This window comes from Streptomyces sp. NPDC094032 (assembly GCF_040303965.1).
GTDB lineage: Bacteria > Actinomycetota > Actinomycetes > Streptomycetales > Streptomycetaceae > Streptomyces.
The window spans coordinates 1-24,572 of record NZ_JBEOUE010000026.1 but is presented as its reverse complement, the minus strand read 5'-3'; the positions used below and the strand labels follow the sequence as shown (position 1 = coordinate 24,572).

At 74.4% G+C, this 24,572-nt stretch carries 21 protein-coding genes and 1 riboswitch; of the genes, 8 read left to right on the top strand and 13 right to left on the bottom strand.

Features of this window, described 5'->3' with window-relative positions; translation table 11 throughout:
- Positions 1-19: 19 nt before the first annotated feature.
- Both ABTZ54_RS28900 and ABTZ54_RS28895 read left to right on the top strand, forming a co-directional pair.
- Complete coding sequence (locus ABTZ54_RS28900) at positions 20-760, top strand: hypothetical protein (RefSeq protein WP_351668669.1); 741 nt, start codon at positions 20-22, stop codon at positions 758-760.
- Positions 761-882: 122 nt separating this feature from the next.
- Positions 883-1,530, top strand: a complete 648-nt coding sequence (locus ABTZ54_RS28895) for a sigma-70 family RNA polymerase sigma factor (protein ID WP_351668667.1) — start codon at positions 883-885, stop codon at positions 1,528-1,530.
- Between the two features lie 56 nt (positions 1,531-1,586).
- Here ABTZ54_RS28895 and ABTZ54_RS28890 read toward each other — a convergent pair whose 3' ends face one another.
- Both ABTZ54_RS28890 and ABTZ54_RS28885 read right to left on the bottom strand, forming a co-directional pair.
- Positions 1,587-2,453: a DUF3592 domain-containing protein gene (locus ABTZ54_RS28890; RefSeq protein ID WP_351668665.1), complete on the bottom strand. Its 867-nt coding sequence runs from the start codon at positions 2,451-2,453 to the stop codon at positions 1,587-1,589.
- A gap of 54 nt (positions 2,454-2,507) precedes the next feature.
- Complete coding sequence (locus tag ABTZ54_RS28885) at positions 2,508-3,599, bottom strand: hypothetical protein (protein WP_351668663.1); 1,092 nt, start codon at positions 3,597-3,599, stop codon at positions 2,508-2,510.
- A 129-nt stretch (positions 3,600-3,728) separates the two neighbouring features.
- Positions 3,729-3,913, top strand: a riboswitch (cobalamin riboswitch).
- A 163-nt stretch (positions 3,914-4,076) separates the two neighbouring features.
- On the opposite strand from ABTZ54_RS28885, the gene metE reads away from it, so the two are divergent.
- Positions 4,077-6,383 carry a 5-methyltetrahydropteroyltriglutamate--homocysteine S-methyltransferase gene (metE, locus tag ABTZ54_RS28880; protein WP_351668661.1) on the top strand — a complete coding sequence of 769 codons (2,307 nt, stop codon included), beginning with the start codon at positions 4,077-4,079 and terminating at the stop codon, positions 6,381-6,383.
- A 152-nt stretch (positions 6,384-6,535) separates the two neighbouring features.
- Positions 6,536-7,981, top strand: coding sequence for a glyceraldehyde-3-phosphate dehydrogenase (locus tag ABTZ54_RS28875; protein WP_351668659.1), 1,446 nt, complete (start codon positions 6,536-6,538; stop codon positions 7,979-7,981).
- A 91-nt stretch (positions 7,982-8,072) separates the two neighbouring features.
- Here ABTZ54_RS28875 and ABTZ54_RS28870 read toward each other — a convergent pair whose 3' ends face one another.
- Positions 8,073-9,413 (bottom strand): MFS transporter, encoded by a 1,341-nt coding sequence (locus ABTZ54_RS28870; protein WP_351668657.1) that lies wholly within the window; start codon positions 9,411-9,413, stop codon positions 8,073-8,075.
- 86 nt (positions 9,414-9,499) lie between these two features.
- Positions 9,500-9,838, bottom strand: coding sequence for an ArsR/SmtB family transcription factor (locus ABTZ54_RS28865; RefSeq protein ID WP_351668655.1), 339 nt, complete (start codon positions 9,836-9,838; stop codon positions 9,500-9,502).
- Positions 9,839-9,928: 90 nt separating this feature from the next.
- On the opposite strand from ABTZ54_RS28865, the gene ABTZ54_RS28860 reads away from it, so the two are divergent.
- A complete protein-coding gene (locus ABTZ54_RS28860) occupies positions 9,929-10,384 on the top strand; it encodes a tellurite resistance TerB family protein (protein ID WP_351668653.1) in 456 nt (151 codons plus the stop codon).
- Between the two features lie 103 nt (positions 10,385-10,487).
- Here ABTZ54_RS28860 and ABTZ54_RS28855 read toward each other — a convergent pair whose 3' ends face one another.
- Both ABTZ54_RS28855 and ABTZ54_RS28850 read right to left on the bottom strand, forming a co-directional pair.
- Positions 10,488-11,501 (bottom strand): LysR family transcriptional regulator, encoded by a 1,014-nt coding sequence (locus tag ABTZ54_RS28855; protein ID WP_351668651.1) that lies wholly within the window; start codon positions 11,499-11,501, stop codon positions 10,488-10,490.
- Between the two features lie 152 nt (positions 11,502-11,653).
- Positions 11,654-12,202 (bottom strand): carboxymuconolactone decarboxylase family protein, encoded by a 549-nt coding sequence (locus tag ABTZ54_RS28850; RefSeq protein WP_351668649.1) that lies wholly within the window; start codon positions 12,200-12,202, stop codon positions 11,654-11,656.
- Positions 12,203-12,343: 141 nt separating this feature from the next.
- Here ABTZ54_RS28850 and ABTZ54_RS28845 point away from each other — a divergent pair, with 141 nt between their 5' ends.
- On the top strand, positions 12,344-12,925 hold the full coding sequence (locus ABTZ54_RS28845; protein WP_351668647.1) for a TetR/AcrR family transcriptional regulator: 582 nt from the start codon (positions 12,344-12,346) through the stop codon (positions 12,923-12,925).
- A gap of 15 nt (positions 12,926-12,940) precedes the next feature.
- Here the strand turns inward: ABTZ54_RS28845 and ABTZ54_RS28840 are convergent, their stop codons facing one another.
- The 7 genes from ABTZ54_RS28840 to ABTZ54_RS28810 form a co-directional block, all read right to left on the bottom strand.
- Complete coding sequence (locus tag ABTZ54_RS28840; RefSeq protein ID WP_351668645.1) at positions 12,941-14,689, bottom strand: acetate--CoA ligase; 1,749 nt, start codon at positions 14,687-14,689, stop codon at positions 12,941-12,943.
- Positions 14,686-18,072: an FAD/NAD(P)-binding protein gene (locus tag ABTZ54_RS28835; RefSeq protein WP_351668643.1), complete on the bottom strand. Its 3,387-nt coding sequence runs from the start codon at positions 18,070-18,072 to the stop codon at positions 14,686-14,688. Before ABTZ54_RS28835 ends, ABTZ54_RS28840 begins: the two co-directional genes overlap by 4 nt.
- Positions 18,069-18,542: a cobalamin B12-binding domain-containing protein gene (locus ABTZ54_RS28830; RefSeq protein WP_351668641.1), complete on the bottom strand. Its 474-nt coding sequence runs from the start codon at positions 18,540-18,542 to the stop codon at positions 18,069-18,071. The genes ABTZ54_RS28835 and ABTZ54_RS28830 overlap by 4 nt, the downstream gene beginning before the upstream one ends.
- 563 nt (positions 18,543-19,105) lie before the next feature.
- Positions 19,106-19,537: a cupin domain-containing protein gene (locus ABTZ54_RS28825; protein ID WP_351668639.1), complete on the bottom strand. Its 432-nt coding sequence runs from the start codon at positions 19,535-19,537 to the stop codon at positions 19,106-19,108.
- Positions 19,530-20,441, bottom strand: a complete 912-nt coding sequence (locus ABTZ54_RS28820; RefSeq protein WP_351668637.1) for a sulfurtransferase — start codon at positions 20,439-20,441, stop codon at positions 19,530-19,532. The genes ABTZ54_RS28825 and ABTZ54_RS28820 overlap by 8 nt, the downstream gene beginning before the upstream one ends.
- Before the next feature lie 5 nt (positions 20,442-20,446).
- Positions 20,447-20,962 (bottom strand): HPP family protein, encoded by a 516-nt coding sequence (locus ABTZ54_RS28815; RefSeq protein ID WP_351668635.1) that lies wholly within the window; start codon positions 20,960-20,962, stop codon positions 20,447-20,449.
- 11 nt (positions 20,963-20,973) lie between these two features.
- Entirely contained in the window at positions 20,974-22,533 is a 1,560-nt protein-coding gene (locus ABTZ54_RS28810; RefSeq protein ID WP_351668633.1) for a vanadium-dependent haloperoxidase, read from the bottom strand.
- Positions 22,534-23,419: 886 nt separating this feature from the next.
- On the opposite strand from ABTZ54_RS28810, the gene ABTZ54_RS28805 reads away from it, so the two are divergent.
- A complete protein-coding gene (locus ABTZ54_RS28805) occupies positions 23,420-23,938 on the top strand; it encodes a hypothetical protein (RefSeq protein WP_351668631.1) in 519 nt (172 codons plus the stop codon).
- A gap of 104 nt (positions 23,939-24,042) precedes the next feature.
- Positions 24,043-24,572 (top strand): acyl-CoA dehydrogenase family protein (locus ABTZ54_RS28800; protein ID WP_351668629.1); only part of this gene is annotated, 530 nt, incomplete at its 3' end.

The following is a 24,572-nucleotide window of genomic DNA, read 5'->3' as shown; positions in this document are numbered from 1 at the left end:
GTGCGAGGATGGGCACGCCATGACACCGGGCCGATTAGCGCGTGCGGTACGGGCCGCCCTGTTCGCGGCCGTCTGCGTGCTGCTCGCCGCGACCGGCCACGTCCTGATGTCGGGCCGTCCCGTGGGCGGTTGGGCGCTGGGCGCGGCCTTCGCGGCGACCGCCGGGGCGGCGTGGGCCGTGGCCGCCCGCGAGCGCGGCCTGTGCGCGGTGACGGCGGCGGCCGTGGGCGTCCAGACGGTGCTGCACTCGGTGTTCTCCTGGGCGCAGTCCGGTGGCGGGGCCGCCGGGTCCGGCGCGGGTGTGTTCTCCGGCCCCATGGTCCGTCCGGCCATGAGCCATGTGCCCGACGTGGGGCTCGACATGGGTACCGCCGGTCACATGGGGCACCTCGCCATGGCGCATCTGCCGGCGGCCGCCGACGCCCACGACATGACATCGCTCGCGAGCCTCCCAGGGCTCCCGGGCCTCCCGGGCCTCTCGCTCTCCTCGTCCTCCGGCATGTTCGCCGCGCACCTTCTGGCCGCGCTGCTCAGCGGGCTGTGGCTCGCGTACGGCGAGCGCGGCGCGTTCCGGCTGCTGCGGGCGCTGCCCGCGGGGCTGTTCCGGCCGCTGGCCCTGCTGCTCGGCGCCGCGCCCGTCCCCGTGCACCGGCCGCGGCTGCGTCCCGTACGCCCGGGCGACGAGCGTGCGCCCCGGCAGCCGCACCTCGCCCATTCGCTCGTCTCACGGGGTCCTCCGCAGGCAGTCGCTGTCGTCTGATCCGACAGCCGGTTCCCCGGGCCCGCCGGCCGCCGCACGGCCGCCGCTCGGGCCTCGGCCGTGCCCTCGGGGCAGGCCGGAACACCCCTCTGTCTCCCTCAAGGATCGAAGGACCTGTGGCGATGACTCCTGCCCGCACACCCGCCGGCCCCGCCGGCCCCGCCGGCCCCCCGGCCCGTACCCACCACTCCGCCGAATCCGACGCCGCCACGACCCTGCTGGCCCTCGCGGCCCGGGACGGGGACCCCGCGAAGGCCGATCAGTTCGTCCGCGCGCTGCACCGTGACGTGTGGCGGTACGTGGCGTATCTGAGCGCCGACCGTCAGGCGGCCGACGACCTCACCCAGGAGGTGTTCCTGAGAGCCCTCGCGGCCCTGCCCCGTTTCCAGGGGCGTTCGTCCGCGCGGACCTGGCTGCTCTCGATAGCGCGTCGCACCGTGGTCGACAGCCTGCGGCACGCCGCCGCGCGGCCCCGGCTCTCGGACCGTGACGACTGGCAGACCGCCGCCGAGCACGCGCAGCCCCGTGACCTGCCCGGTTTCGAGGACGGCATCGCGCTCGCCGAGCTCCTGTCGGCCATCCCGGGTGAGCGCCGTGACGCCTTCGTCCTCACCCAGCTCCTCGGTCTGCCGTACGCGGAGGCCGCCGAGGCCATGGGCTGTCCGGTCGGCACCGTGCGTTCACGGGTGGCACGGGCCCGGGCCGCACTGCTCACTCTGCTCCGGCACGACGAGGGCGTCACCAACTCGCCCGCCATGGCGGTGGCCTGACGGATCGCCATGCGTGAGGACGGCCGGTGCGGTGGGCGCACCGGCCGTCCGGCGGCTCACCTCGTGACCAGGACCGTGCCCACCACGGCCGCCGCCACCCCCACGACGACCGCCACGGCGCTACAGCCGAAGTCGAGTCTGCGGGACCGGTTCTCGGCGCCCATGTCCAGGACGAATTCGGACGGGTCGGCGGGCGTGTAGCGGACCGTGAGGAGGCGGCCGCGCGAGTGGACGGGGTCGGGCAGACCGTCCGGGCAGTACGCGGTGACGGCGGTGCCCTCGTGCGTGGTGAAGGCGACGACCGGCCGGTGGTGGGTGAGGGTGTCGCCGTCCTCGTCGATGGTGACGTCCCTGAGCACGGCGACGACCCGGCCGGGCACGGGGGCCACGGAGGTCAGCTCTTCGGCGCGGCGGCGCGTGACGCGCACGGAGCCGGGCAGATAGGTCACGGCCAGCAGGGTCCAGGGCACCCCGAAGCCGATGAGGGCCCACGGCCAGCCCCAGTCGACGGCCGCGACGACGACCAGGCCGACGTAGATCAGGAAGACCGCGAAGTTGGGCCAGCCGAGCCCGCTCCGGCCCTCCTCCGGGTCGCTGATGAACCGGTAGGCGTGCGGCCGGCCGGGGGGATAGCGGAGGCCGACCTCCCGTCCGGTCCAGGCCGCGCGGATCAGATCACCGCGCTCGCCGTCGTTGGTGACGGTGAACTCCTGTCCGGTGGCCGGGTCCTGGAAGGCGACGACGACGGATATCCCGTCGCGCCCCGAGCTTCCGTGCCGTGGCTCCGTGACCCGCTCGATCCTGCCCATGACCCTGACCGCCCGCTGGCCGGCGGTCACCCCGGCCAGCGACCGCCCGTAGCCGACCAGCGCCACCGTGCCGAACACCCCGCACCACAACGCCAGATACCCGTGCCAGCCCATCCGTGTTCCTCCTGCTCCTCCTGGTCCGCCTGCTCCGCCTGGTCCGCCTCGTCGTCAGTGTGCCGAGGTGCGCGAGACCACCCTGCCGTCGCCGTCCGCCTCCAGCGAGCCGGCCCCGTCGGCGCCGGTCACGCCGATCCTGAGGGTGAGGGATCCGGTGAGGCTCTCGGCGGTGAGCTGCCAGGTCTGCGGGGAGCGGACGCCGAGGCCGGTCCTGGCCTCGCGGACGAGTGCGGGGATGCGCGCGTAGGGCAGCGCGTCCAGGTCGAAGCCGGGGGCCTGGGTGCCGGTGGGGGCGAACACGACGGTGAGCAGCCGGTCCTGCACGACGACGGTGAGTGCCTGGCGCTTCTCGTCGCCCTGGGTGAGCTGCGTGACGGCCAGGCGCAGGGCGCCCGGGTCGAGCATGGACTGGCCGGGGCCGAAGGAGACCGTACCGGTGGACGAGGAGACGCCCGTGGTCGACGAGGGGGCGGCGGCCGACGGGGGCGGCGCGTCGGTGTCGGGGCCGAAGAGTTCGGCGCGGTAGAGGAAGACGACGGCGGCCGCGGCGAGCAGCAGGGCGAAGAGGTTGACGAAGCCGGCGGCGGAGCTGCCCTCGGGGAGCGACTCGGTCAGGGCGGGTCCGGGCACCGAGTCGATACGGGCCCCGGCCGCGCGGTCCTCCCCCTGGGGCGTCGGCCGCTTCACGATCTCGACCTTCCACGGCCGGTCCGGCGGATACCGCACCACGACCGTGCCGCCCGGCTGGTAGTCGGGCAGGTCGACGACGTTGATGAACTGGGTGAACTCGACGCGGTACGGCGGCTCGTCGTCCGGCGCGACGGTGGCCTCGAAGCGTACGAGGACGTCGCTGGTGTCGCCGCCGCCGGTGGCCTGCCGGCTCTCGATCTTCCCGAGGGCGGTGCGGTGGACGACGGCCGCCTCCCGCCGGCGTGCGGGTGCTCCGGCGGCGAGGACGAGCAGGCCGTAGACGAGGGGCACGACCAGGCCCGCGACGAGGAGCGGCGGGTTCTCGATGACGGTGCCGACGACGAGCCCGGCGAGTGAGCCCCCGATCACGGCGCTCGTCAGGATGCCGCGGGCGAAGTGGAGGAGGGTGCGGCGCGTCCGCTGAGCGCTCCGGGTGACCGGGGTGATCGTCATAGGGGGATTGTGTCGGGCCCGGGCGGCGTCCGGTAGGCGTTCGGCCCGCCAGTTCGCGCCCCGTTCCCCGCGTGCCCGCCGATCGGCCTTCTCGCTCCCAACGGCAGGGCGTAGGGTGGGCGTTGCAGCTGGTTCGCCCCGTCCGCCAGGCGGGATGCGTCGTAAGAGGGAACCCGGTGGGAATCCGGGACTGCCCCGCAGCGGTGAGCGGGAACGACCGCCGTCAACAGCACTGGGCCCTGGGGGTCCGGGAAGCGACGGCCAGTAGGTGTCCTCCACGAGGAGGGCGTGCCCGCGAGTCCGAAGACCTGCCACTGCCCGTGCGTGACGACCGCGCGCGGAGATTCCGGTGACCTCGTGGGCGGGTCGGCGACGGTACGGGCACGGCGCATGCGCCGTCTCCCGGGTTTCCTCGCTCCTTTCGCGCGCTCGTGGTCCCACCGGGGTCCTCCCACACGACTCGCGAAGGAGAGTCCCGTGACCAGCACGACCACGACCGTGTACGGATACCCCCGCCAGGGCCCGGACCGGGAGCTCAAGAAGGCCGTCGAGGGCTACTGGCAGGGCAGGGTGACGGCCGATCAGCTGCGCCGGACGGGGGCGGAGCTGCGCCGCGCGGCCTGGCGGCAGCTCGTCGAGGACGGTGTCCGCGAGGTGCCGACCGGCGACTTCTCGTACTACGACCATGTCCTGGACACCAGCGTGATGGTGGGCGCGGTGCCCGCCCGGCATCGTGCCGCGGTCGCCGCCGACCCCCTCGACGGGTACTTCGCCATGGCGCGCGGTACGCGGGAGGTGGCGCCGCTGGAGATGACCAAGTGGTTCGACACCAACTACCACTACCTGGTGCCGGAACTCGGCCCGGGGACGGTGTTCTCGGCCGACGCGCGCAAGCAGGTCGGCGAGCTGACCGAGGCCCTGTCGCTGGGCTTCGCGGCCCGGCCGGTGCTCGTCGGGCCCGTGACGTTCCTGCTGCTCGCGAAGCCGGCCGCGGACGCGCCCGCCGACTTCGTCCCGCTGACGCTGCTCGACCGGCTGCTGCCGGTGTACGCGGAGGTGCTGGCGGATCTGCGGGCGGCGGGCGCGGAGTGGGTGCAGCTGGACGAGCCGGCCCTGGTGCAGGACCGCACCCCGGCGGAGCTGAACGCGGCCGCCCGCGCGTACCGGGATCTCGGGGCGCTCACCGACCGGCCGCGGCTGCTGGTGGCCTCGTACTTCGACCGTCTCGGCGAGGCGCTGCCCGTGCTCGCGAAGGCGCCGGTCGACGGTCTGGCGCTGGACTTCACGGGTCCCGCGGCGGCGAACCTGGCGGACCTCGCGGCGGTCGGCGGGCTGCCGGGCAAGCGGCTCGTCGCGGGGGTGGTGGACGGCCGGAACGTGTGGATCAACGATCTGGAGCGTTCGCTTGCGACCCTGGCGACCCTCCTCGGCCTGGCCGACCGGGTCGACGTGGCGGCCTCCTGCTCCCTGCTGCACGTGCCGCTGGACGCGGCGGCCGAGCGGGACGTGGATCCGCAGGTCGCGCGCTGGCTGGCGTTCGCCCGGCAGAAGGCGGAGGAGGTCGCGACGCTGGCGCGGGGGCTCGCCGAGGGGCCCGGCGCCGTCGCGGCCCGGCTCGCGGCCAACCGGGCCGCGCTGGGTTCGCGTACCGCTTCCGCGCTGACGCGGGATCCGGCGGTACGGGCCCGGGCGGCGGCGGTCACCGCGGCCGACACGCGCCGCGCGCAGCCGTACGCGGAGCGGGCGGCGGCCCAGCGGGTCCGGCTGCGGCTGCCGCTGCTGCCGACGACGACGATCGGGTCCTTCCCGCAGACGCCGGAGCTGCGCGCGGCCCGCGCCGGTCTGCGCGCGGGGCGGATCGGGGCCGCCGCGTACGAGGAGCGGATCGAGGCGGAGATCCGGGAGGTGGTCGCGTTCCAGGAGAAGGCGGGCCTGGACGTGCTGGTGCACGGGGAGCCCGAGCGCAACGACATGGTGCAGTACTTCGCCGAGCGGCTCGACGGCTTCCTCGCGACCCGGCACGGCTGGGTGCAGTCGTACGGCACGCGGTACGTCCGGCCGCCGGTGCTGGCCGGTGACGTGGCGCGGCCGGGGCCGATGACGGTGCGCTGGACGGGGTTCGCGCAGTCGCTGACGGCGCGCCCGGTGAAGGGGATGCTGACAGGTCCGGTGACGATGCTGGCCTGGTCGTTCGTCCGGGACGACCAGCCGCTCGCGGAGACGGCCCGGCAGGTGGCGCTGGCGCTGCGGGACGAGGTCGCGGACCTGGAGGCGGCGGGCACCTCGGTGGTGCAGGTCGACGAGCCGGCGCTGCGGGAGACCCTGCCGCTGCGGGCGGCGGGCCGGGCGGCGTACCTGGAGTGGGCGACGGAGGCGTTCCGGCTCGCGACGAGCGGGGTGCGGCCGGACACCCAGATCCACACGCACATGTGTTACGCCGAGTTCGGCGACGTGATCGGCGCCATCGACGAGCTGGACGCGGACGTGATCAGTCTGGAGGCGGCCCGTTCGCGCATGCGGGTGGCCCGGGAGCTCGCCGCGCACGCCTATCCGCGCGAGGCGGGGCCCGGTGTGTACGACATCCACTCGCCCCGGGTGCCGGATCCGGAGGAGGCGGCGGCTCTGCTGCGGACGGGACTTTCGGCCATCCCCGCGGAGCGGCTGTGGGTGAACCCGGACTGCGGTCTGAAGACGCGCGGCTGGCCGGAGACGCGTACGGCCCTGGAGAACCTGGTGGCCGCGGCCCGCACCGTACGGACGGAGCTCGCACCCCCCTCCGTATGACGGGAGTGCGGGGTGTGACCGGAGAGAAGACGGTGACGCGACAGGGATGACCGGTTCCCGGCGACGTGACGACCACCTCGCCGGGGACCCCTTGAAGGACCCGATGGCGGTCGGGTTAGCATATGAGCACTGCCTAGCTCGAAAGTTGCACTGTGACTGTCAACGAGGACTCGTTCACCAACTGGAAGCACCGCGAGGAGATCGCGGAGTCCATGATTCCGATCATCGGGAAGCTGCACCGCGAGCAGGACGTCACGGTCCTCCTCCACAGCCGCTCCCTGGTGAACAAGTCGGTGGTCAGCATTCTCAAGACCCACCGATTCGCCCGCCAGATCGACGGCGAGGAGCTCTCGGTCACCGAGACCCTGCCGTTCCTGGAGGCGCTGACCACGCTGGACCTGGGCCCGTCCCAGATCGACATCGGCATGCTGGCGGCGGAGTACAAGGCCGACGACCGCGGTCTCTCGGTGGCGGAGTTCACCGCCGACGCCGTCGCCGGTGCCATCGGCGCCAACAAGATCGCGCGGAGCGACGGCCGTGACGTCGTCCTGTACGGCTTCGGCCGCATCGGGCGCCTGGTCGCGCGGCTGCTCATCGAGAAGGCCGGCTCCGGCAACGGTCTGCGGCTGCGCGCCATCGTCGTGCGCGGCGGCGGTGACCAGGATCTCGTCAAGCGCGCCTCGCTGCTGCGCCGCGACTCGATCCACGGCCAGTTCCAGGGCACCATCACCGTCGACGAGGCGAACAGCACGATCGTCGCCAACGGCAACTCGATCCGCGTGATCTACGCCAACGACCCCTCCGAGGTCGACTACACGGCGTACGGCATCGAGAACGCCATCCTCATCGACAACACCGGCAAGTGGCGCGACCGCGAGGGCCTGTCCAAGCACCTGCGCCCCGGCATCGACAAGGTCGTGCTGACGGCTCCGGGCAAGGGCGACGTCCCGAACATCGTGCACGGCGTCAACCACGACACGATCAAGCCGGACGAGCAGGTCATCTCCTGCGCGTCCTGCACCACCAACGCGATCGTCCCGCCGCTCAAGGCCATGGACGACGAGTACGGTGTGCTGCGCGGTCACGTGGAGACCGTCCACTCGTTCACGAACGACCAGAACCTGCTGGACAACTACCACAAGGCCGACCGCCGTGGCCGGTCCGCGCCGCTCAACATGGTGATCACCGAGACCGGTGCCGCCTCGGCCGTCGCCAAGGCGCTGCCGGAGCTGAAGGCCCCGATCACGGGCAGCTCGATCCGCGTCCCCGTCCCGGACGTCTCGATCGCCATCCTCAGCCTGCGGCTGGGCCGCGAGACCACCCGCGAGGAGGTCCTTGAGTACCTCCGCGACGTCTCGCTGCACTCGCCGCTGAAGCGCCAGATCGACTTCACCACGGCTCCCGACGCCGTCTCGATGGACTTCGTGGGCTCGCGCCACTCGTCGATCGTGGACGCCGGCGCGACCAAGGTCGACGGCGACAACGCGATCCTGTACCTGTGGTACGACAACGAGTTCGGCTACTCCTGCCAGGTCATCCGGGTCGTCCAGCACGTCTCGGGCGTCGAGTACCCGACCTTCCCGGCTCCGGCGGTCTGAACCGACTGACGGACCGAAGAGACCGACGCGAACGGCGGCGGGGCGAGAGCCCCGCCGCCGTTCGGCGTTCCCGGGCGCCACTCCCCCGGTGTTACGGGGCGGGCGCCGGCCAGCGCCGGTGCAGGGCGTCGATGTGGAAGGCGTGGGTGTGGGGTCCCGGGGCTCCGGCCAGGTGCGGGTGGTCGGCCGGGAGCTCGGGGTGGACGTGCGCCAGGTCGACGGGGTCCGCGCGGGGCCAGAGGCGGGCCGCGGCCAGCGCGCCGAGCAGGGCGAGCCCGGCGAGCACCGCCGCCGCGGGCGCGGGTCCGGCGCGGGTGACGAGGAGCCCGGCGAGCGGGTAGGCGAGCAGCCAGCAGGCGTGCGAGAGCGAGAACTGCGCGGCGAAGGCGGCGGGCAGGTCGCCTGAGGCGGCCGAGCGGCGCAGCAGCCGCCCGCTGGGGGTGAGGACGGCGGAGGTGGCGGCGCCGACGAGGAGGTAGCCGGCGAGCAGTCCCGGCCAGGTCCAGGCGCCCGGCGGGGCGGCGAGCAGCAGGGCGAGCGGGCCGAGGGCGCCGGGCAGGGCGAGGGCCCCGGCGAGCATGAGCCGGCGTTCGTCGAGCCGGTCGAGGAGCCGGGGCAGCAGCAGGGCGACGCCCATGGAGCCCGCTCCGTACGCGCCGAGCGCGAGCGGCACGTCGCCGGCGGGCCGGCCCAGGGTGTCGCGGACCAGGACGACGGTGCCGACCAGGACCAGGGCGCCCGCCGCGGCCACCGCCAGGTCGAGGGCGAGCAGGGCGCGCAGGCGCGGGGTGGCGAGGAAGAGGCGGGCGCCGAGGCCGAAGGTCCCGGAGCGGCGTCCCGCCGGGTGTGCGCGGGGCGCGGGCGGCCTGGGCAGGGCGACGGAGAGGACGAGCAGCGCGGAGGCGAGGAAGCCGGCGGCGGTGCCGGTGAACAGCCAGGGGTACGGGACGAGGGCGAGGAGCGCGGCGGCGAGCACCGGTGAGACGAGGCTCTCCAGGTCGTAGGCGAGCCGGGAGAGCGACAGGGCCTCGGTGTAGGCGCGTTCCTCGGGCAGGACGTCGGGGACGGTCGCCTGGAAGACGGGGGTGAAGGTGGCGGAGGCGGCCTGGAGGAGCAGGATCAGGCCATAGATCTGCCAGACCTGGTCGACGAAGGGCAGGGTGAGCGCGGCGCAGGCCCGGACGAGGTCGGCGGAGACGAGCAGGGCCCGCCGGGGGACGCGGGCGGCGAGCGCGGCGGCGAGGGGGGCGACGGCTACGTACGCGCACATCTTGAGGGCGAGGGCGGTGCCGAGGACCGCGGCGGCGTCGGCCCCGGCGAGGTCGTAGGCGAGCAGGCCGAGGGCGACGGTCGCGAGGCCGGTGCCCAGGAGGGCGACGGTCTGGGCGACGAAGAGGTGCCGGTAGGTGCGGTGGCGCAGGACGGACAGCACGGTTCCACGGTAGCGGACATGTGCGCGCTTGCGCACATGTTGACGCCAGATGGCCGCCAGGCCGGGCGGGCCGGATGTCCGCCCCCTCAGTCGTGCCAGGGCTCTCCGCTCACCTCGTGGTCGGCCCGGCTGACCGCCTCGACCACCAGCCGTCTGAGGTGCCCGTCCGGCATCGCGTACACGACCCGCCGGCCGTCCCTGCGGGACTGGACGAGGCCGCCGATCCGCAGCTTGGCCAGGTGCTGGCTGACCGCGGGCCGGGAGGCCCCGCACGCCTCGGTCAGGGCGCTCACGTCGGCCTCGCCCCTGGTGAGCAGCCAGACGAGCTGGAGGCGGGTGGGGTCGGCGAGCAGGGCGAAGACCGCGGCCGCGGCGGCGAGTTCGGGCGGGCCCGGGGTCCGCTCGTGTGTTTGACGTTCCGGCATGCCGTCATCGTAGGCAGCGGCGGGAACCGACCGCTCCCCTGGTACGTTCTACAGGCCAGTAGAATTAACCGACGTATGGAGTGCGCGCACATGGCCCTGTGGGACCGCATCAAGGAGTCCGCATCGACGATGCAGACCCAGCTGGTGGCGAAGAAGAACGACCTCAAGAGCGGCGCCTTCCGCGACGCGAGCATGGCGATGTGCGCCCTGGTCGCGGCGGCTGACGGTTCGATCGACCCGGCCGAGCGGCGCCGTGTCGCCCAGCTCATCGCGTCCAACGAGGTGCTGCAGAACTTCGACGCGACCGATCTGCAGCGCCGCTTCGACGCCAACCTCGACAAGCTGGCCGCCGACTTCGACTTCGGCAAGGTCAGCGTGCTCCAGGAGATCGCCAAGGCGAAGAAGAAGCCGGCCGAGGCCCGCGCGGTCGTGCAGATCGGCATCGTCATCGGCGGCGCCGACGGCGACTTCGACAAGACCGAGCAGGCCGTGGTCCGCGAGGCCTGCTTCGCGCTGGACCTGCCGCCGCACGAGTTCGACCTCTAGCGGGCGAGAGGTGCCACGGCGCACCGCCGCCCTCGGGGCCCGGTCGGGGGTTTGGGTCCGGGGAGGGGGCGGTGCGCCGTGACACCCGTTCCAGGGATACGCCCTAGGGGGCGGGCCGGCCCGCGACGCCCGGGTCGAGGGCGGGGAGCACGCCCGGGTCCTCGTGATGGCCCGGGTAGACCGCGCAGGCGAGGGCGGTGGCCTGACGGAGCGTCTCGGTGAGGTTCTCCCAGTCGAGCGCGGGACGGTCGTCGGCGCGGGCGGAGACGAGCGAGGCGTTCCAGCGCATCCGGGGGACGCCCGGCAGCGGGCGCAGTCCGGTGGCCTCGCGCGGGGAGGCGGCGAGCGCCATGGGGAGCATCGCGCAGCCGAGCCCGGACTGGGCGGCGGCGCGGACTCCGGCCATGGAGCCGAGTTCATGGATCTCGGGCGGTCCGTCGGAGCGGAGCCGGAGGAATTCGGGCAGCCAGCGCTGCGAGGGACAGTCGGGGTCCGCGATGACCACCTGACGGCCCGCCGAGGCGCGCCCGCGGGCCCGGGAGACGCCGGTGACGGGCACGAACTCGACTTCCTGGAGCCGTACTTCGGTGAAGTCGTCCGGTCGTTCGGCGCGCGGCTGGTCGGGCAGTCCCGCGGGCTGCGCGGTGGGGTCCTCGGCCTCCACGACGGTGAGGACGAGGGCGCCGTCGATGGCTCCGGCGCGGAAGGCGTCGTGGATCTCGGCGGTGCCCATGACGCGCAGGGCCAACTGGACGCCGGAGAGCAGCCGTCGGCCGATGTGGGTCACCCGGGCGAGCTGCTGCCCGTACGCGAGGGCGGGGACGATGCCGACGGTCATCCGCGGCGGATTGGCGGCGGGGCGGCGTAAGGCGGTCTCCATCTCGCCGACGAGGGTGAGGATCTGGCGCGCGTACTCGGTCAGGACGGTGCCGGCGCGGGTCAGGCGCACACCGCTGGGCAGCCGTTCGAAGACGGGCTCCCCGATCTGGCGTTCCAGGGCACGCATCTGCGCCGTGACGCTGGACTGCGAGTACCCGAGGCGGCGGGCCGCCTGGGTGAAGGACCCGGTCAGGGTCACCTCGCGAAACGTTCTCAGGGTTCTTGCGTCGATGTCCACGTGAACAACCCCCTCGCCACCCACCGGTGGCAGCCGGCACTCGGATGGCAGGTCACGCCACCCGTTCGATCGCCCCAGTCGGTCTGTCGACACCACAGGGGTGCCGGCACGCTCCCTCGCGCGCCGGCACCCCTGGTCGGCCGCGAAGGACTCTACTCGGCGAGCTGGGCCGGGACCAACGGAAAGTCCAACTCCGGTTGCGCAACGTGATTGAAGAAGTTGGACAGCACGTTGAGCGCCACATGTCCGACGATCTCGGCCAGTTCGGCGTCGGTGACGCCGGCGGCGCGGGCGTCGGCGAGGGCGGCGTCGCTCACCCGGCCGCCGCTCTCGATGATCGCGCCGGTGATCCGCAGCACCTGGTCCATGTGCGGGTCGCCGGCGTCGCCGCCGCGGCGGGTGTCGAGCAGCTCCTGCTCGCTCAGGCCGACCTTGCCGCCGCGCAGGGTGTGCGCGGAGACGCAGTAGGTGCAGTCGTTGCGCTGGGCGATGTAGAGCGCCAGCTGCTCGCGCTGCCGGGCGCTGAAGGCGCCGCCGACGAGGGACTCGCGCAGGGCGAGGTAACCGCGCAGCGCGGCCGGGCCGTTGGCGAGGGCGGCGTAGAGGTTGGGCAGCTTGCCGAGCTGCTTGAGGGTGCCTTCGAGCAGCTCGCGCTGCTCCTCGTTGGCGGTGTCGACGGTCAGTTGGGGCAGGCGGGGCATGGAGCTCTCCTTGAGCCGGACCAAAGACGGAACTGATCGGTACCATCCTGACGGTACCGATCGGTTCCGTCTCGCGCAACGGGAGGCGGTGGGTCCGGTACGGGGAGCCCTCCGCTACGGAACCGAGTGGTACCGTCTGGTATGGCCACGAACGCTAAAGAACGGCTCCTCAGCGCGGCGGAGCGGCTCTTCTACGAGGAGGGCATCCGGGCCGTCGGCATCGAGCGGATCCTGTCCGAGTCCGGGGTGGGACGCGCCTCCTTCTACCGCCACTTCCCCAGCAAGGACGACGTGGTCGTCGAGGTGCTGCGGCGCCGCGACGGCATGTGGCGGGCCTGGCTCGACGGCCGGATCGAGGCCAGCGGCCGCGACCCGCAGGAGCTGCCGCTCGCCCTCTTCGACGGACTCGCCGAGCGCTTCGCCTCGGCCGACTTCCGCGGCTGCGCCTTCATCAACACGATGGTCGAGACGGCCGACCCCGAGAGCCCGGCCCACCACGTCGCCGCCGAGCACAAGGAACGCGTCATCGCCCGCCTCGACGGCCTCCTCGCCGACGGCGGCTACCGCGACCACGAGACCCTCGCCCGCCAACTCGCCCTCCTCGGCGACGGCGCCATCGTCACGGCCCTCCGCGAAGGCACCACCGAAGCCGCCGTCCGCGCCCGCGCCGTCGCCACGGTGCTGCTGCGCACGGCGGAACGCGGGGCGGGCGGGACGGCCTGACGGCCGGGGCACGCGCTAGCCGACCACCCCCACGCCCGGCCGCAGCGCCCCCCTGCGCACCTTGCCCGAGCGGGTGCGGGGCAGGGCCGGGAGTACGTCCACGCCGTGGGGAACGAACACCGGGGCCAGGCGCTTCGCGGCGAGGGCGATCAACTCCCGTTCCAGGAGCTCGGGAGGGTAGGTGTTACGGGTCTCCACCACGGCGTACGGGGCGAGGCCGCCGAACTCGTCGCGGCAGGGGATCACGGCCGCGTCGGCGACCGCCGGGTGGGTGCGCAGGACCGCCTCGATCTCCATCGGGGAGACCCGGTGACCGTACGACTTGAACACCTCGTCCATCCGCCCGAGCAGCCGGATCGACCCGTCGGCGCAGCGCTCGCCCCGGTCGCCGGTGCGGTAGAGGCCGTCGGCGAAGACGGCCGCGGTACGGGCGTCCTCCGCCGAGTCGCCGGAGCCCGGATCGCCCGGCGCCCGGTCGACGTACCCCCGCATCAGCCCCGGCGGACGTTCCGTCAGGTCGACGCACACCTCCCCCGCCTCCCCCGCGAGACCCGTCTCCGGGTCGCGCAGCACGATGCGGTAGCCCGGCAGCGGGTGGCCCAGCGGGGAGAGCGGGGGCGGGGTGTCGGGGGTGCGGCCGATGAGGGCGGTGGCCTCGGTCTGGCCGTAGCCGTCCCTGACCCTGACCCCCCAGGCCACCTCGATCCGGTCCGTCACCTCGGCCGTCAGCGGCTCCCCCGCCGCCGTCGCCTCCCGCAGCCGGGGCGCGCCCCTGCCCTCCGTCACGTACGGCAGCATCGCCCGCCAGGCGCTCGGCGGGGCGCAGAGGCTGCTGATCCGCAGGGTGGCGAGGATCCCGGGCAGGACGGACGGCGGGAGGCCGCCGTCCGGGGGCGCGACGACGGTCGCGCCGGCCGTCCACGGGACGAAGAAGCTGGACCAGGAGTGCTTGGCCCAGCCGGGCGCGGACAGGTTGAGGTGCCGGTCGCCGGGGCGCAGCCCGCTCCAGTACAGGCTGGAGAGGTGGCCGACGCCGTACCCGGCGTGGGAGTGCTCGACCAGCTTCGGCAGCGAGGTCGTACCGGAGGTGAAGTAGCAGAAGGACGGATCGGCCGAGGGGGTCGGGACGGTGGGGAGGAAGGGGCGGCGGCGGTCGGGGTCGCGGGTGTCGGGGTAAGCGGTCCAGCCCGGCACCCCCGCCGCGCCCGGCGCCATCCGCAGCCCGGGGATCGGCAACTCGCCCAGCAGATAGATGAGTTCGGGTGCGCAGACGACATGCCGGATGCCGCCCCGCGCGATCCGGTCGGCGGCCTCGTCGCGGGTGAGGTCCTGGTAGCCGGGGACGACGACCGCGCCCAGCTTGATGCAGCCGAGGAGCGTCTCCCACAGCTCCGTACGGGTGCCGAGCAGGATCAGCACCCGGTCGCCGCGCAGCACCCCCGCCTCCGCAAGGGACACCGCCAACTCGTCCGAGCGGGCCGCGAGTTCGGCGAAGGTCACCCGGTCGGCCACCGGGACCGAGCCGTCCGGCGCCGGGCGGCCGAGGATCTCCAGGGCGGTCCGCGCGTTGCCCTCGGCGACGACGTCGAACCACTCCAGGGCCCAGTTGAAGTGCCGGGCCCGCGGCCACCGGAACGCCGCCGAGGCCGCCTCCCGGTCGCCGCGCAGCCGCAGCAGCAGGTCCCGGGCGGCCCGGTACTCCTCGTGCGCCGCCGTCGCGCGATGCTCGGCGTACGCGGCGCCGTGCCGTACGGTCACGCTCATTCCGCCGCTCCCATCAGCGCCGACGCGATGGCGTCGGCGTCCTTGACGAAGGAGCCCCACGGGCCGGGGCGCCCGCTGCCCACCTGGGTGAACCAGCGGGTGTGCTCGCTCGGGATGCCGAGCACATGCGTGGCCCGGTCCGGCTCCCCGTCCGCGCCGACCGGGTGGAACGGCGCGTCGGTGCAGTCCATGCCGCCCGTCGCGAACTCCGCCGTACCGCCCTCGGGCCGCTCCGCCGCGTTGACGAAGGGCCGCACCCGCCCGTCGGCCAGCAGGCCCCGGATCAGCGGATCGCGGTCGGCGGTCAGGTCCGTGGCGGGGACCCGGGCGTCCACGAGGACGTCGAGCGCGGTCCACGAGTTCTCCACCCGGTCCGACTCGACCGTGAAGCGTCCCTCGACGGGATCGGCGCCGAACCGGGCGCCGGGACCCACCGGTTCGAGCACCCCGGCCGCGAGGAGCGCCAGGAACTGCTCGGACCGCAGCGGTGGCGGGCCCGTCGACACCAGCGAGGCGACCGGCCCGAACGCGGCGAGGAACCAGCGGTGCGAGTCCGGGGTGAGCCCGCCGAAGTCCACCACCGAACGGATGGTCTGCCGCACGTCCCGCAGGACGTCCGCCGCCGCCTTCATCGGACCGTCGGCGTTGCCGAGCCGGGCATCGCCCAGATCGGCGCGCAGCCACTCGGTGAGCACCTTGTGGAACTCGGCAGGCGAGCCGAACCTGCGCTCGCCGAACGGCCGGGCCAGGGCGTCGAGACCGGTCAGCGGCAGCGGGTCGATCCGGTAGCCGGCGGCGATCCGCTGGAGCGCCGCCGGCTCCGGCGCCCGGTCCGGCGCCTCCTCCGCGCGCTCGGTGAACTCCCGGGCCGCGTCGGGCCCGTGGACCTGCCGGATCCGGGTGGCGAGCAGCACGATGTTCACCTCGGCGAGCAGCCAGGGCAGCACGGACCGCTCGAAGTCGAGCGGCGCGTGCCCGGCGCGCAGCCGCGCCATCCGCTCCGGCGTGAAGAGCACCGGACGGTAACGGTGCGTCGGCGCCTTCTGGTTGGCGCCCCGGGTGAGCAGCGGCACCCCGCCGCGCGAACCGGCGTGGATCCTCGGCTCCTTGCCGCTGGGCAGGTAGAGCAGCCCGTCGCCGCCCTCCGTGAAGGTGCCGCCGCGCCCCAGGGTGAGCTCGGCCAGCACGTCGTAGAAGGTGAGCCCCATGCCGATGACGCCGACGCTCGCGCCCGCCGGGATATCGGCCAGCGGCATCTCGTCGGCGGAGCCGCCGGGCACGTACCGGACGGGGCGGGCGGGGGTCGAGTGGGTCCGGGCGAAGCGCAGCCACTCGCGCTGCCGCGCGTCGGGTTCGTTGAGCGGATGGCCGGTGGTGAGCACCAGCCGATCGACGGTGAGGACGTCACCACGGTCGAGGCGCAGCCGGTGCGTCCTGTCGCCGACGGAGCCGACGGGGCCGACGGAGCCGATGGAGCCAACGGGTCCTACGGAGCCGACGGAGCCGATGCCGCCCGCGCCGCCTGCGCCGCCCGCGCCGCCCATGCCGCCCATGCCGCCCATGCCCGCCGCGATCCCCGGGCCCCCCGCGCCGTCGCCGGCGCCCTCCGCCCGGTCCGCGCAGATCACCCGGGCCGGGACGCGGTGCACCGTCAGGCACGGCGGCAGGGTCGCCTCGACGCGCTCCATCACGTACGTCAGGTAGCGGCCGTAGACCCGGCGCGGCGCGTACCCCTCCGGCTCCGCGTGCTCCGGGTCGTCCTCCGCCCACCACTCGGCGAGGCTGGGACCCGCGCCGGGCCGGTGCGGGCCCGCGTCCGCCGGTCCCGAGAACATCGTGACCTCCTGCGCCGGGGTGTTCATCAGGAACCACGGCGACTGCTCCGTGCGCCAGATCCTGCCCGCCCCCGGCTCGTGCGGATCGATCGCGTACGCCTCGATCCGGCGGCCCGGCGGGTGCTCCGCGCAGTGGGCGGCGAGCCGTTCCAGTACGGACAGGCCGCGCGGCCCCATGCCCACGAAGGCCACCCGCAGCGGCGGGCGGACCGGGTCCGCGAGGCAGCGCTGCACCGGCGGCGGCGCGGGCTCGGGCGGCGGGTCGGTCTCGGCCGCCAGGTCGTGCTCGCGGGCGACCCGACCGAGCATCCCGGCGAGCTGACGCGAGGTCATCGGGGTGGTCCTCCGGCTGGTGGTGAGCAGCGGCAGCGCGCCCAGGTCGGTCCACTGGAGCCGGCCGTCGGCGGCGACGGCCGAGCGGGCCTCGCCCCGGTTGTCCGGGTGCAGGCAGAACGGGACGTCGAGCAGGCCCCGGTCGAAGGCCTTCAGGAGCGCGCCGCCGATGTCGTCGGAGAGCGCGAGGACGGCGCCGACCAGGGCGCGGGCCTCGGCCAGGATCTCCTCGGCGTCCGCCCCGGCCGGGCCCGTGCCCGGCGGTCGGGCGGCGTGCGGCCGGGCCCGGGCCGCGCGGGCCGCGTCGGCGGCGACCCTCAGCGCGGTCAGGTTCTCCTGGACGGTGGGGATGCGGTGCGCCTCGGTCTCGGTCTTCACGATCAGCCGCTGGGCCCCGCCGCGTACGGCGAGTTCGGCGCTGCGGCGCAGCAGCAGCCGGGCGCCGGGCACGGTGCGCGGATAGACGCCCATGTACGTGTAGAGCACGAGGTGCCGGTCCACGGCGGGCGGCAGCAGTTCGTCGGCGAGCGTCCGCAGCGCGGCGAGGGCGCCCGCGTCCTGGGCGGCGTGGGTCTGCTGGGCGTACGAGAGGGAGACGCTGGTGGCGCCGTTCTGCGCGAAGAACAGGCACTCCAGGACGGAGACGGCGACGAGCAGCGACGGCGGGCAGAGCTGCCCGAGGAGGCAGCCGCCGAAGGACTCCAGGTGGGCGCGACGGCCCTGGTTCCGGCTCTCCTCGGTGAGGAACTGCACGGAGTCCCGCCAGGCGGCGACGGACCGGGCGAGCGGGGTACGGCCGTAGGGCAGGCAGTACGAGACGGGGCCGCCCTCGCTCGCGGCGAGCCCGGCGGCGGTCATGGTGCGGAAGATGGCCATCGGGTCGGCGGAGCCGTGCCTGACCTGCACCGGGGTGCGGCGGCCTGCGGCGGAGGCGACCCGGGCGGTGGTCCTGGGCCCGTGGCTGACCAGGGGGAAGCCGTTGAGGGGCTGCCCGCTGCGCAGGGCGGCGGTGGCGGCGGCGTGGTCCCCGACCCGGGTGTAGCTGTCGATGGTGAGGGTGGCCACGGTCCGCTCGGGGAGGTCGGCGACGGCGGTGACGCCGGCGGCCATGTCCTCCGGGGCGACCATGCCCATCCGGGGCTGGACGACGAGCTCTCCGGCCTGGGCGGCCTCCTGGACGAACGCCCCGAGATCGGGCTGCGCGGCAGGGGTCACGCCGCGGCCCGCCCGGTACACGCGCCTCTCGGCGGGGCGCCGACCTCGCCGAGCCGCCGCAGCAGGGCGGTGGGGCCGGTGCCGTCGGCGTACACCTCGTCGTATCCGGCGTCGAGCAGTTCGGCGGTGCGCTGTTCGGCACCCTCGGGCGAGATGCCGAGGAGCCCCCCGATGACCATCGGGATGTCCTGGGTGCGCCGGTCCGCGCGCAGGGCCCGCGCGGCGCGCAGCCCGTCCTGGTGGCCGTGTCCGTTGACGGAGGACAGCACGACGAGGTCGGGGTGGGTCATCCGGGCGGTGTCGACGAGCAGCCGCTCGGGCACGCAGGGTCCGAGGTTGAGCACGGAGTGCCCGTGCTCCTCCAGGAACAACTGGAGGTGGACGAGGTTCCAGGTGTGCGCGTCGGAGGATCCGGTGGTGAGCAGGACCCGGCGCGGACTGTCGCTGCCCGGACTGTACGAGGGATGCATGGTGGCTCCAATGCCGGTGCGGATGCGGGGTGTGCGGGACGCACGGTGCCGTGGGGCTCGTTGGAGGGTGCGGGTGGCCGCGAGGTCGTACGGGGTGTGCGGGGCGCACAGGGTGTACGGGGTGTGTCGGGGTGTGCAGGGTGTGCGGGGCGCACAGGGTGTACGAGGCGTGCCGGGTGGGTCGGGTGTGCGGGGCGCACAGGTCGTACGGGGTGTGTCGGGGTGTGCCGGGTGTGCGGGACGCACAGGGTGTACGAGGCGTGCCGGGTGGGTCGGGTGTGCGGGACGCACAGAGTGCGCGAGGTGTACGGGGTTGCGCTGGGCGTACGAGATGCCCGGCGCCGCGCAGCGCGCGCGAGGCGCGCGGGACGCGCAGGTGGGCGCGGCGTCGACGCGCCGGTTCGTGCGCGGCGCGCGGGGCGTTCGGCGGCGTGCGGCGGGACGGTCCCGGCGTGCCCGGCCGGGACGGCCGGGCTCCGGCTCGGGCGGCCCGGCTGCCGGCCGCGGCGCCCGGCCGCCGTCTCGGCGGCGGCCCGGCGTCGGGCGGTGGTGGCCGGACGGAGTCAGGCCGCGTCGGCGGGCGCGCCCGCGCCGACGCCGGTGGTGATCTCGCCGGGCAGCGGCGTCCGCGCGGACGCCGGGCGGGCGCGGACCGCGAGGACGGTGCAGCCGGTCGCGCTGGACATCTGGTGACGGGTGCCCGGCTCCTCGATCACCAGGTCGCCGCGGTGGAAGCGGCGCCCGTCGCTGTGGTCGAGGGTGCCGTCGAGGACCAGCATCAGCTCATGGCCGAGGTGCTCGTGGAAGTCGCCGTGGGCGCCGGGCGGGAAGCGGAGGAGGAGGGAGGCTGAGTCTTCCTCGCCCGCGTGGCCGGGGCCCCACAGGACGACGAACTCGACGCCCTCGCGGCCGGGTTCGGCCCACGGCACCCAGGCCAGGTCGGTCTGCTCGAAGCCGTTGCGCAGCACATCGCGGAAGACGGTGACGTCAGGCACGGGCGGTGACCTCCGAGGGGGCGCGCTGGGCGACGATCGACGGGATGCCGTCGGGGCCCCACGGCTGGGGGCCGTTGACGATGGGCGCGCCGATGAGCGAGCCGAACTCCCGCCAGGCGCCGTCGTAGTTGCGCACGTCGGGCAGGCCGAGCAGCTCGTGCAGGACGAACCAGCTGTGGGCGGAGCGCCAGCCGACCCGGCAGTAGACGACGGTGGTCCGGTCGGCGGGCAGGACGCCGTAGGCGGCGCGCAGCTCGTCCTCGTCGCGGAAGGTGCCGTCGGGGTGGATGGCGGTGTGCCAGGGCAGGTGCTCGGCGGAGAGGGCGTGGCCGCAGCGGACGCCGGTGTCCTCGGGTACGCCGGGCGGGGTGTTGCTCTGCCCGAGGTACTCCTCCAGGGAGCGGACGTCGAGCAGGGTGCGGCGCCCGATGTGGTCGAGGACGTCGTCGCGGCGGGCCCGGATGGACTCGTCCGCCCCGGCCGGTACGGGGTAGCGGGTGGCGGACCGTTCGGGCGCCTCGGTGGTGAGGGCGCCGCCGATCGCCTCCCAGCGGGCCCGCCCGCCGTCGAGGATCCGCAGCTCGCGGTGGCCGTAGAGGCGGAACTGCCAGTACCCGGCCGCCGCCCACCAGTTGTTGTTGCCGCTGTAGAACACGACGGTGTCGTCGGCGCCGATGCCGTGCCGGCCGAGGAGTTCCGCGAAGGCCTCCGGGCCGATGAGATCCCGGCGTACCGGGTCCTGGAGGTCGCCGGTCCAGTCGAGGCGCACGGCGCCGGGGATGCGGCCGGGGCGGCCGCCGCCGTCGTTGCCGCCGTCGGTGATCTCGACCAGGACGAGTCCGGCGGGCCGTACGAGATGCTCCTGGACGGCCTCGGCGCTGACGAGCAGGGTCTCTCGGTTCATCGGGCTCACCACCAGTACGTCGGGTATTTGGCGATCACGGCGGCCTTGGAGGCGAGCAGGCCGAGGAGGACCAGCAGGACGCTGCCGATCGTGAGGAGCACGAGGAAGCGCAGCGGCGCGGGGTGCTGGAGGACGGCGAGGGCGGCGGTGGCCGCGGCCGGGGCATGGATGGCGCGCAGCAGCAGCATCAGGCCGACGCTGAGCCCCGCGGCGACGGACGCGACCCACAGGTTGTGCCCGAAGAGGGCGACGGCGGCGAGGCCGAGGGCGCCGGAGCCGACCTGGCCGAGGAGCACGTTGCGGGGCTGGGCGGGCGGCAGCGCGGGCGTGCTACAGATGATCATCGCGGTGGCGGCGAGCGGCGCGATCATCAGGAGGTTCCCGGTGGCCTCGCCGAGCGCCACGAGGACCAGCAGCGAGACGGCGGTGGCGAGGGTGCCGAGGACGGTGGCCCTGGCACCGGGGAACGGCGGGGCGCCGCTGCCCGTTCTGGGCGGGGTGGCGTTCTGGGTCTGGGTCATCGTTCGTCTCCTCAGCGGTGCGTGCCGGTGAAGTAACACTCGGCCTGGCGGTGCACGACCCGGCCGATCCTGTGGCCCATCTCGATGCCGGGCTCGTTGTCGAAGCTCCAGTGCATGCCGCCGTACACCCGGGAGATGCCGGCCTGGTGGGCGGCCTCGCTGAAGGTGGACCAGGTGAGGACGACATCGGTGCGCGGGGTCAGTCCGGGCTCGACGGTGGAGGCGCCGGCCTTGAAGCGGTACGAGTCGCCGAAGGCGTCGGTGCCGGTGAAGCGGCGCAGGAACTCGGCGGCGGCGCCGGAGAAGGTGCTGTGTCCGGAGACGGTGGCCGGGAACGGCGGCACGGCCACGTACGCCTGCCAGTCGACGCCGTCCATGGCGACGGCGCCCCGGCCGGGGCCGCCCCAGGCCTGGATCCGCTGACCGCGCCGGTCGTACGGGATGAGGGTGGAGGGCCGCGCGAAGTCGTACTGGGCCTTGACCGCCCAGGAGCCGATCGCGGCGTCGCACTCGGCCATGTTGAGGCCGAAGAACAGCTTGGCGTCCTCGTCGACGTCGTGGCCGTCCCGGGCGGAGACGTAGCGGCCCCACATCTGCTGGGCGCCGGGCGGGGTGACGTCGTCGTTGAGCCAGAACTCGGCGACGCACTTCTGCTCGTCCGTCAGGTTCGCGCTGATGTCGAGGAGTTCCTCGATGGCGGCGGTCATCCGGACCGAGGGGTACGCGGGCGGCGCCGCGACCGTGAACTGGTCGGGGCGGCTGAGCGCGAAGGGCTTCATGACGGCGAACTGCGGGGTGAGGTAGCGCTGGGTCTTGCCGCCGACGATCAGCGGGCTCCAGTGCTCGGGCGCGACGACGATCGACGGGTCGAAGGCGCCGGCGGTCTGCGGCGGGTTCTTCGGCTGGTACCCGGTGGTGTCGGTGTACGCGGGGGTGCCGAGCTGGTTGGCGCCGTCGGCGTGCCGGTAGTCGAGGACGGCCTGGGCGGTGCGGCGGCCGATCCACGCGGGGCTCTTGGGGGCCGGGTCGGTGAGCGCCGGGTCGTAGCCGAGGCTGCGCAGCATCGAGTCGATGGCGACCTTGTACTCGGGGAAGAGGTCGAGCAGGGCGCGGTGGGCGGCGTAGCTGATGGCCTCGTTCTTGTTGTCGAGGGTGCGCTCGGCGCGGGGGCGGCGCAGGGAGCCGCCGTAGCGGGTGCCGGTGGCGACGCGGTCGTAGCAGGCCCAGGCGTCGTAGACGCAGTTGTGGATGATCGCGAGGGCGCGGGCGTTGACGGTGGCGGGGCCGAAGCGGTTGCCGGCGGCCTGGTAGCGGCCGAGGATCGCGTCCATGGCGGCCTGGTTCCAGCGCACCACGACGCTGGGCTCGGCGACGGCGCCGGGCGCCCGGCGGCCGGTGCGGGTCTCCGCCTCGAACCGTGCGACGGGGGCCTCCGCCCAGGCGGTGCCGGTCCCCGAGGCGAGCGCGAAGGCGCCGGCCGCGGCGGCGGAGGCGGTGAGCACCCGGCGCCGGGTCAGCGGCGCGCGGGCCGCGGGGGCTATCGGGGCGGTGGAGACGGGTCGCTGAGACATCCCTGGATTCCTTCGCGTGTGGTGCGGGGCGGGCGCGGACGTCTCGATCCAGACGATCGAGACGATCGGACACAGTTCGAACAGACCTCAGGCTGGCGAGATCCGTTCGCGTGGGGCAACGGCCTATCGGCTTCTTCCATCGGAGGCATGCAAGGAGTCGATGGGCGTCGCCGTGGCGCCCGGGAAGTGGCTAGCGTGGGTCGGCACCAGGCGCTGTCCCGCCCGCCGACGGGCGGGAGACCGCGCCGCCGGGCGGACCGGTGGGGCCGCGCCGCCGGGCGGGCGGGTACGCCGTACCGCCGGGTGGACGGGTACGCCGTACCGCCGGAGGGTGGCACCCGGTCCCGCCGCCGGGGCGGGGCGCACCGCCGGGCGCGGCGGGGTGGCCGGTTCCCGACACGGGAGCCGCGGCGGCCGCCCCGACCGCGGCAGCCCCCGCCCCGGCCCCCGCACAACCGCGGCCCGCACCCGCGGCCCGCACCGCACCCCGCACCCTGCGGCCCGCACCCGCGCACCAACACCCCGCAGTCCGCACCCGCGGCCCGCACCCCGCATTTCCGCACCGCCGACCCGGCTCCCCGGGCCCGCACCCCGCATTTCCGCACCGCCGACCCGGCTCCCCGGGCCCGCACCCCGCTTTTCCGCACCGCCGACCCGGGCTCCCCGGGCCCGCACCCCGCATTCCCGTACCGCCGACCCGGTCCCCCCGGGTCCGCCCCGGTCATCCCGGCCACCCCGGCCGCCCCCGTTCCCGAGGGGCGTCGTGGGCCGCCGGCCGCCGGACGCTCCCCCAGGACACGCGGCCCCGGCCCGCCCCGGGCCGTCGGCGCCGCGCGTCCGCCCCGACCTCACCGATCCCGCACCGATCCGTTTGGAGTGGCCGCGCATGACCGTTTCCTCGCAGGTGACCCCGTCCACCCGCAAGCCCGCCCGTACGACGTCCCCGACCGCGCAGACCCCGCAGGCTCCCCCGGCCGCGCCCGTCGCCCTGTTCGAGCGGTTCGCGCCGCGTCTGCACCGGCTCGGCCTGGTGCTGCTGCGGGGCGGGCTCGGCGGGGTGTTCGTCTGGTTCGGGGTGCTGAAGGCGATCGGGATGAGCCCGGCGGCGCAGCTCGTCGTCGACGTCATGCCGTTCGACACGGGCGGCTGGTTCGTCCCGGCGCTCGGCTGGGCCGAGATCGTCCTCGGCGTGTGGCTGATCAGCGGACGGGCCCAGGCCCTGCTGCTGCCCGCGCTCGGCGGGCATCTGCTCGGCACCTTCGCCGTGCTGCTCGTCACCCCGAACCTGGCCTTCGACCACGCCAATCCGCTGCTGCTGACGATGGTCGGCGAGTTCGTGGTGAAGAACGTGGTGCTGTTCGCCGCGGCGGTGGTCCTCACGACCCGCCCACGTACCGCGCGCTGAGCGGCTGGTTCTCACCGGGCCACTAGCATCATGGCACTGAGTGTGTTTTGCTGAGGGTACTCAGTGCCAAAGTGCCACAAGCATTGCTAGGGGAGCTCCAGACCATGGCCAAGGACTTCGACCTGTATCGCCCGGCGGAGGAGCACGACATGCTCCGTGAGTCGGTCCGTGCGCTGGCGGAGGCGAAGATCGCGCCGTTCGCCGCGGCGGTGGACGAGGAGGGCCGGTTCCCGCAGGAGGCCCTGGACGCGCTGGTCGCGGCCGACCTGCACGCCGTCCACGTCCCCGAGAGCTACGGCGGCGCGGGCGCCGACGCCCTCGCGACCGTGATCGTGATCGAGGAGGTCGCCCGCGCCTGCGGCTCCTCCTCCCTGATCCCGGCGGTCAACAAGCTGGGCTCGCTGCCGGTCATCCTCTCCGGCTCCGAGGAACTCAAGGCCAAGTACCTCGCCCCCCTCGCCAAGGGCGACGCCATGTTCTCCTACGCCCTCTCGGAGCCCGACGCGGGCTCCGACGCCGCCGGCATGAAGACCCGCGCCGTACGCGACGGCGACTTCTGGATCCTCAACGGCGTCAAGCGCTGGATCACCAACGCCGGCGTCTCCGAGTACTACACCGTCATGGCCGTCACCGA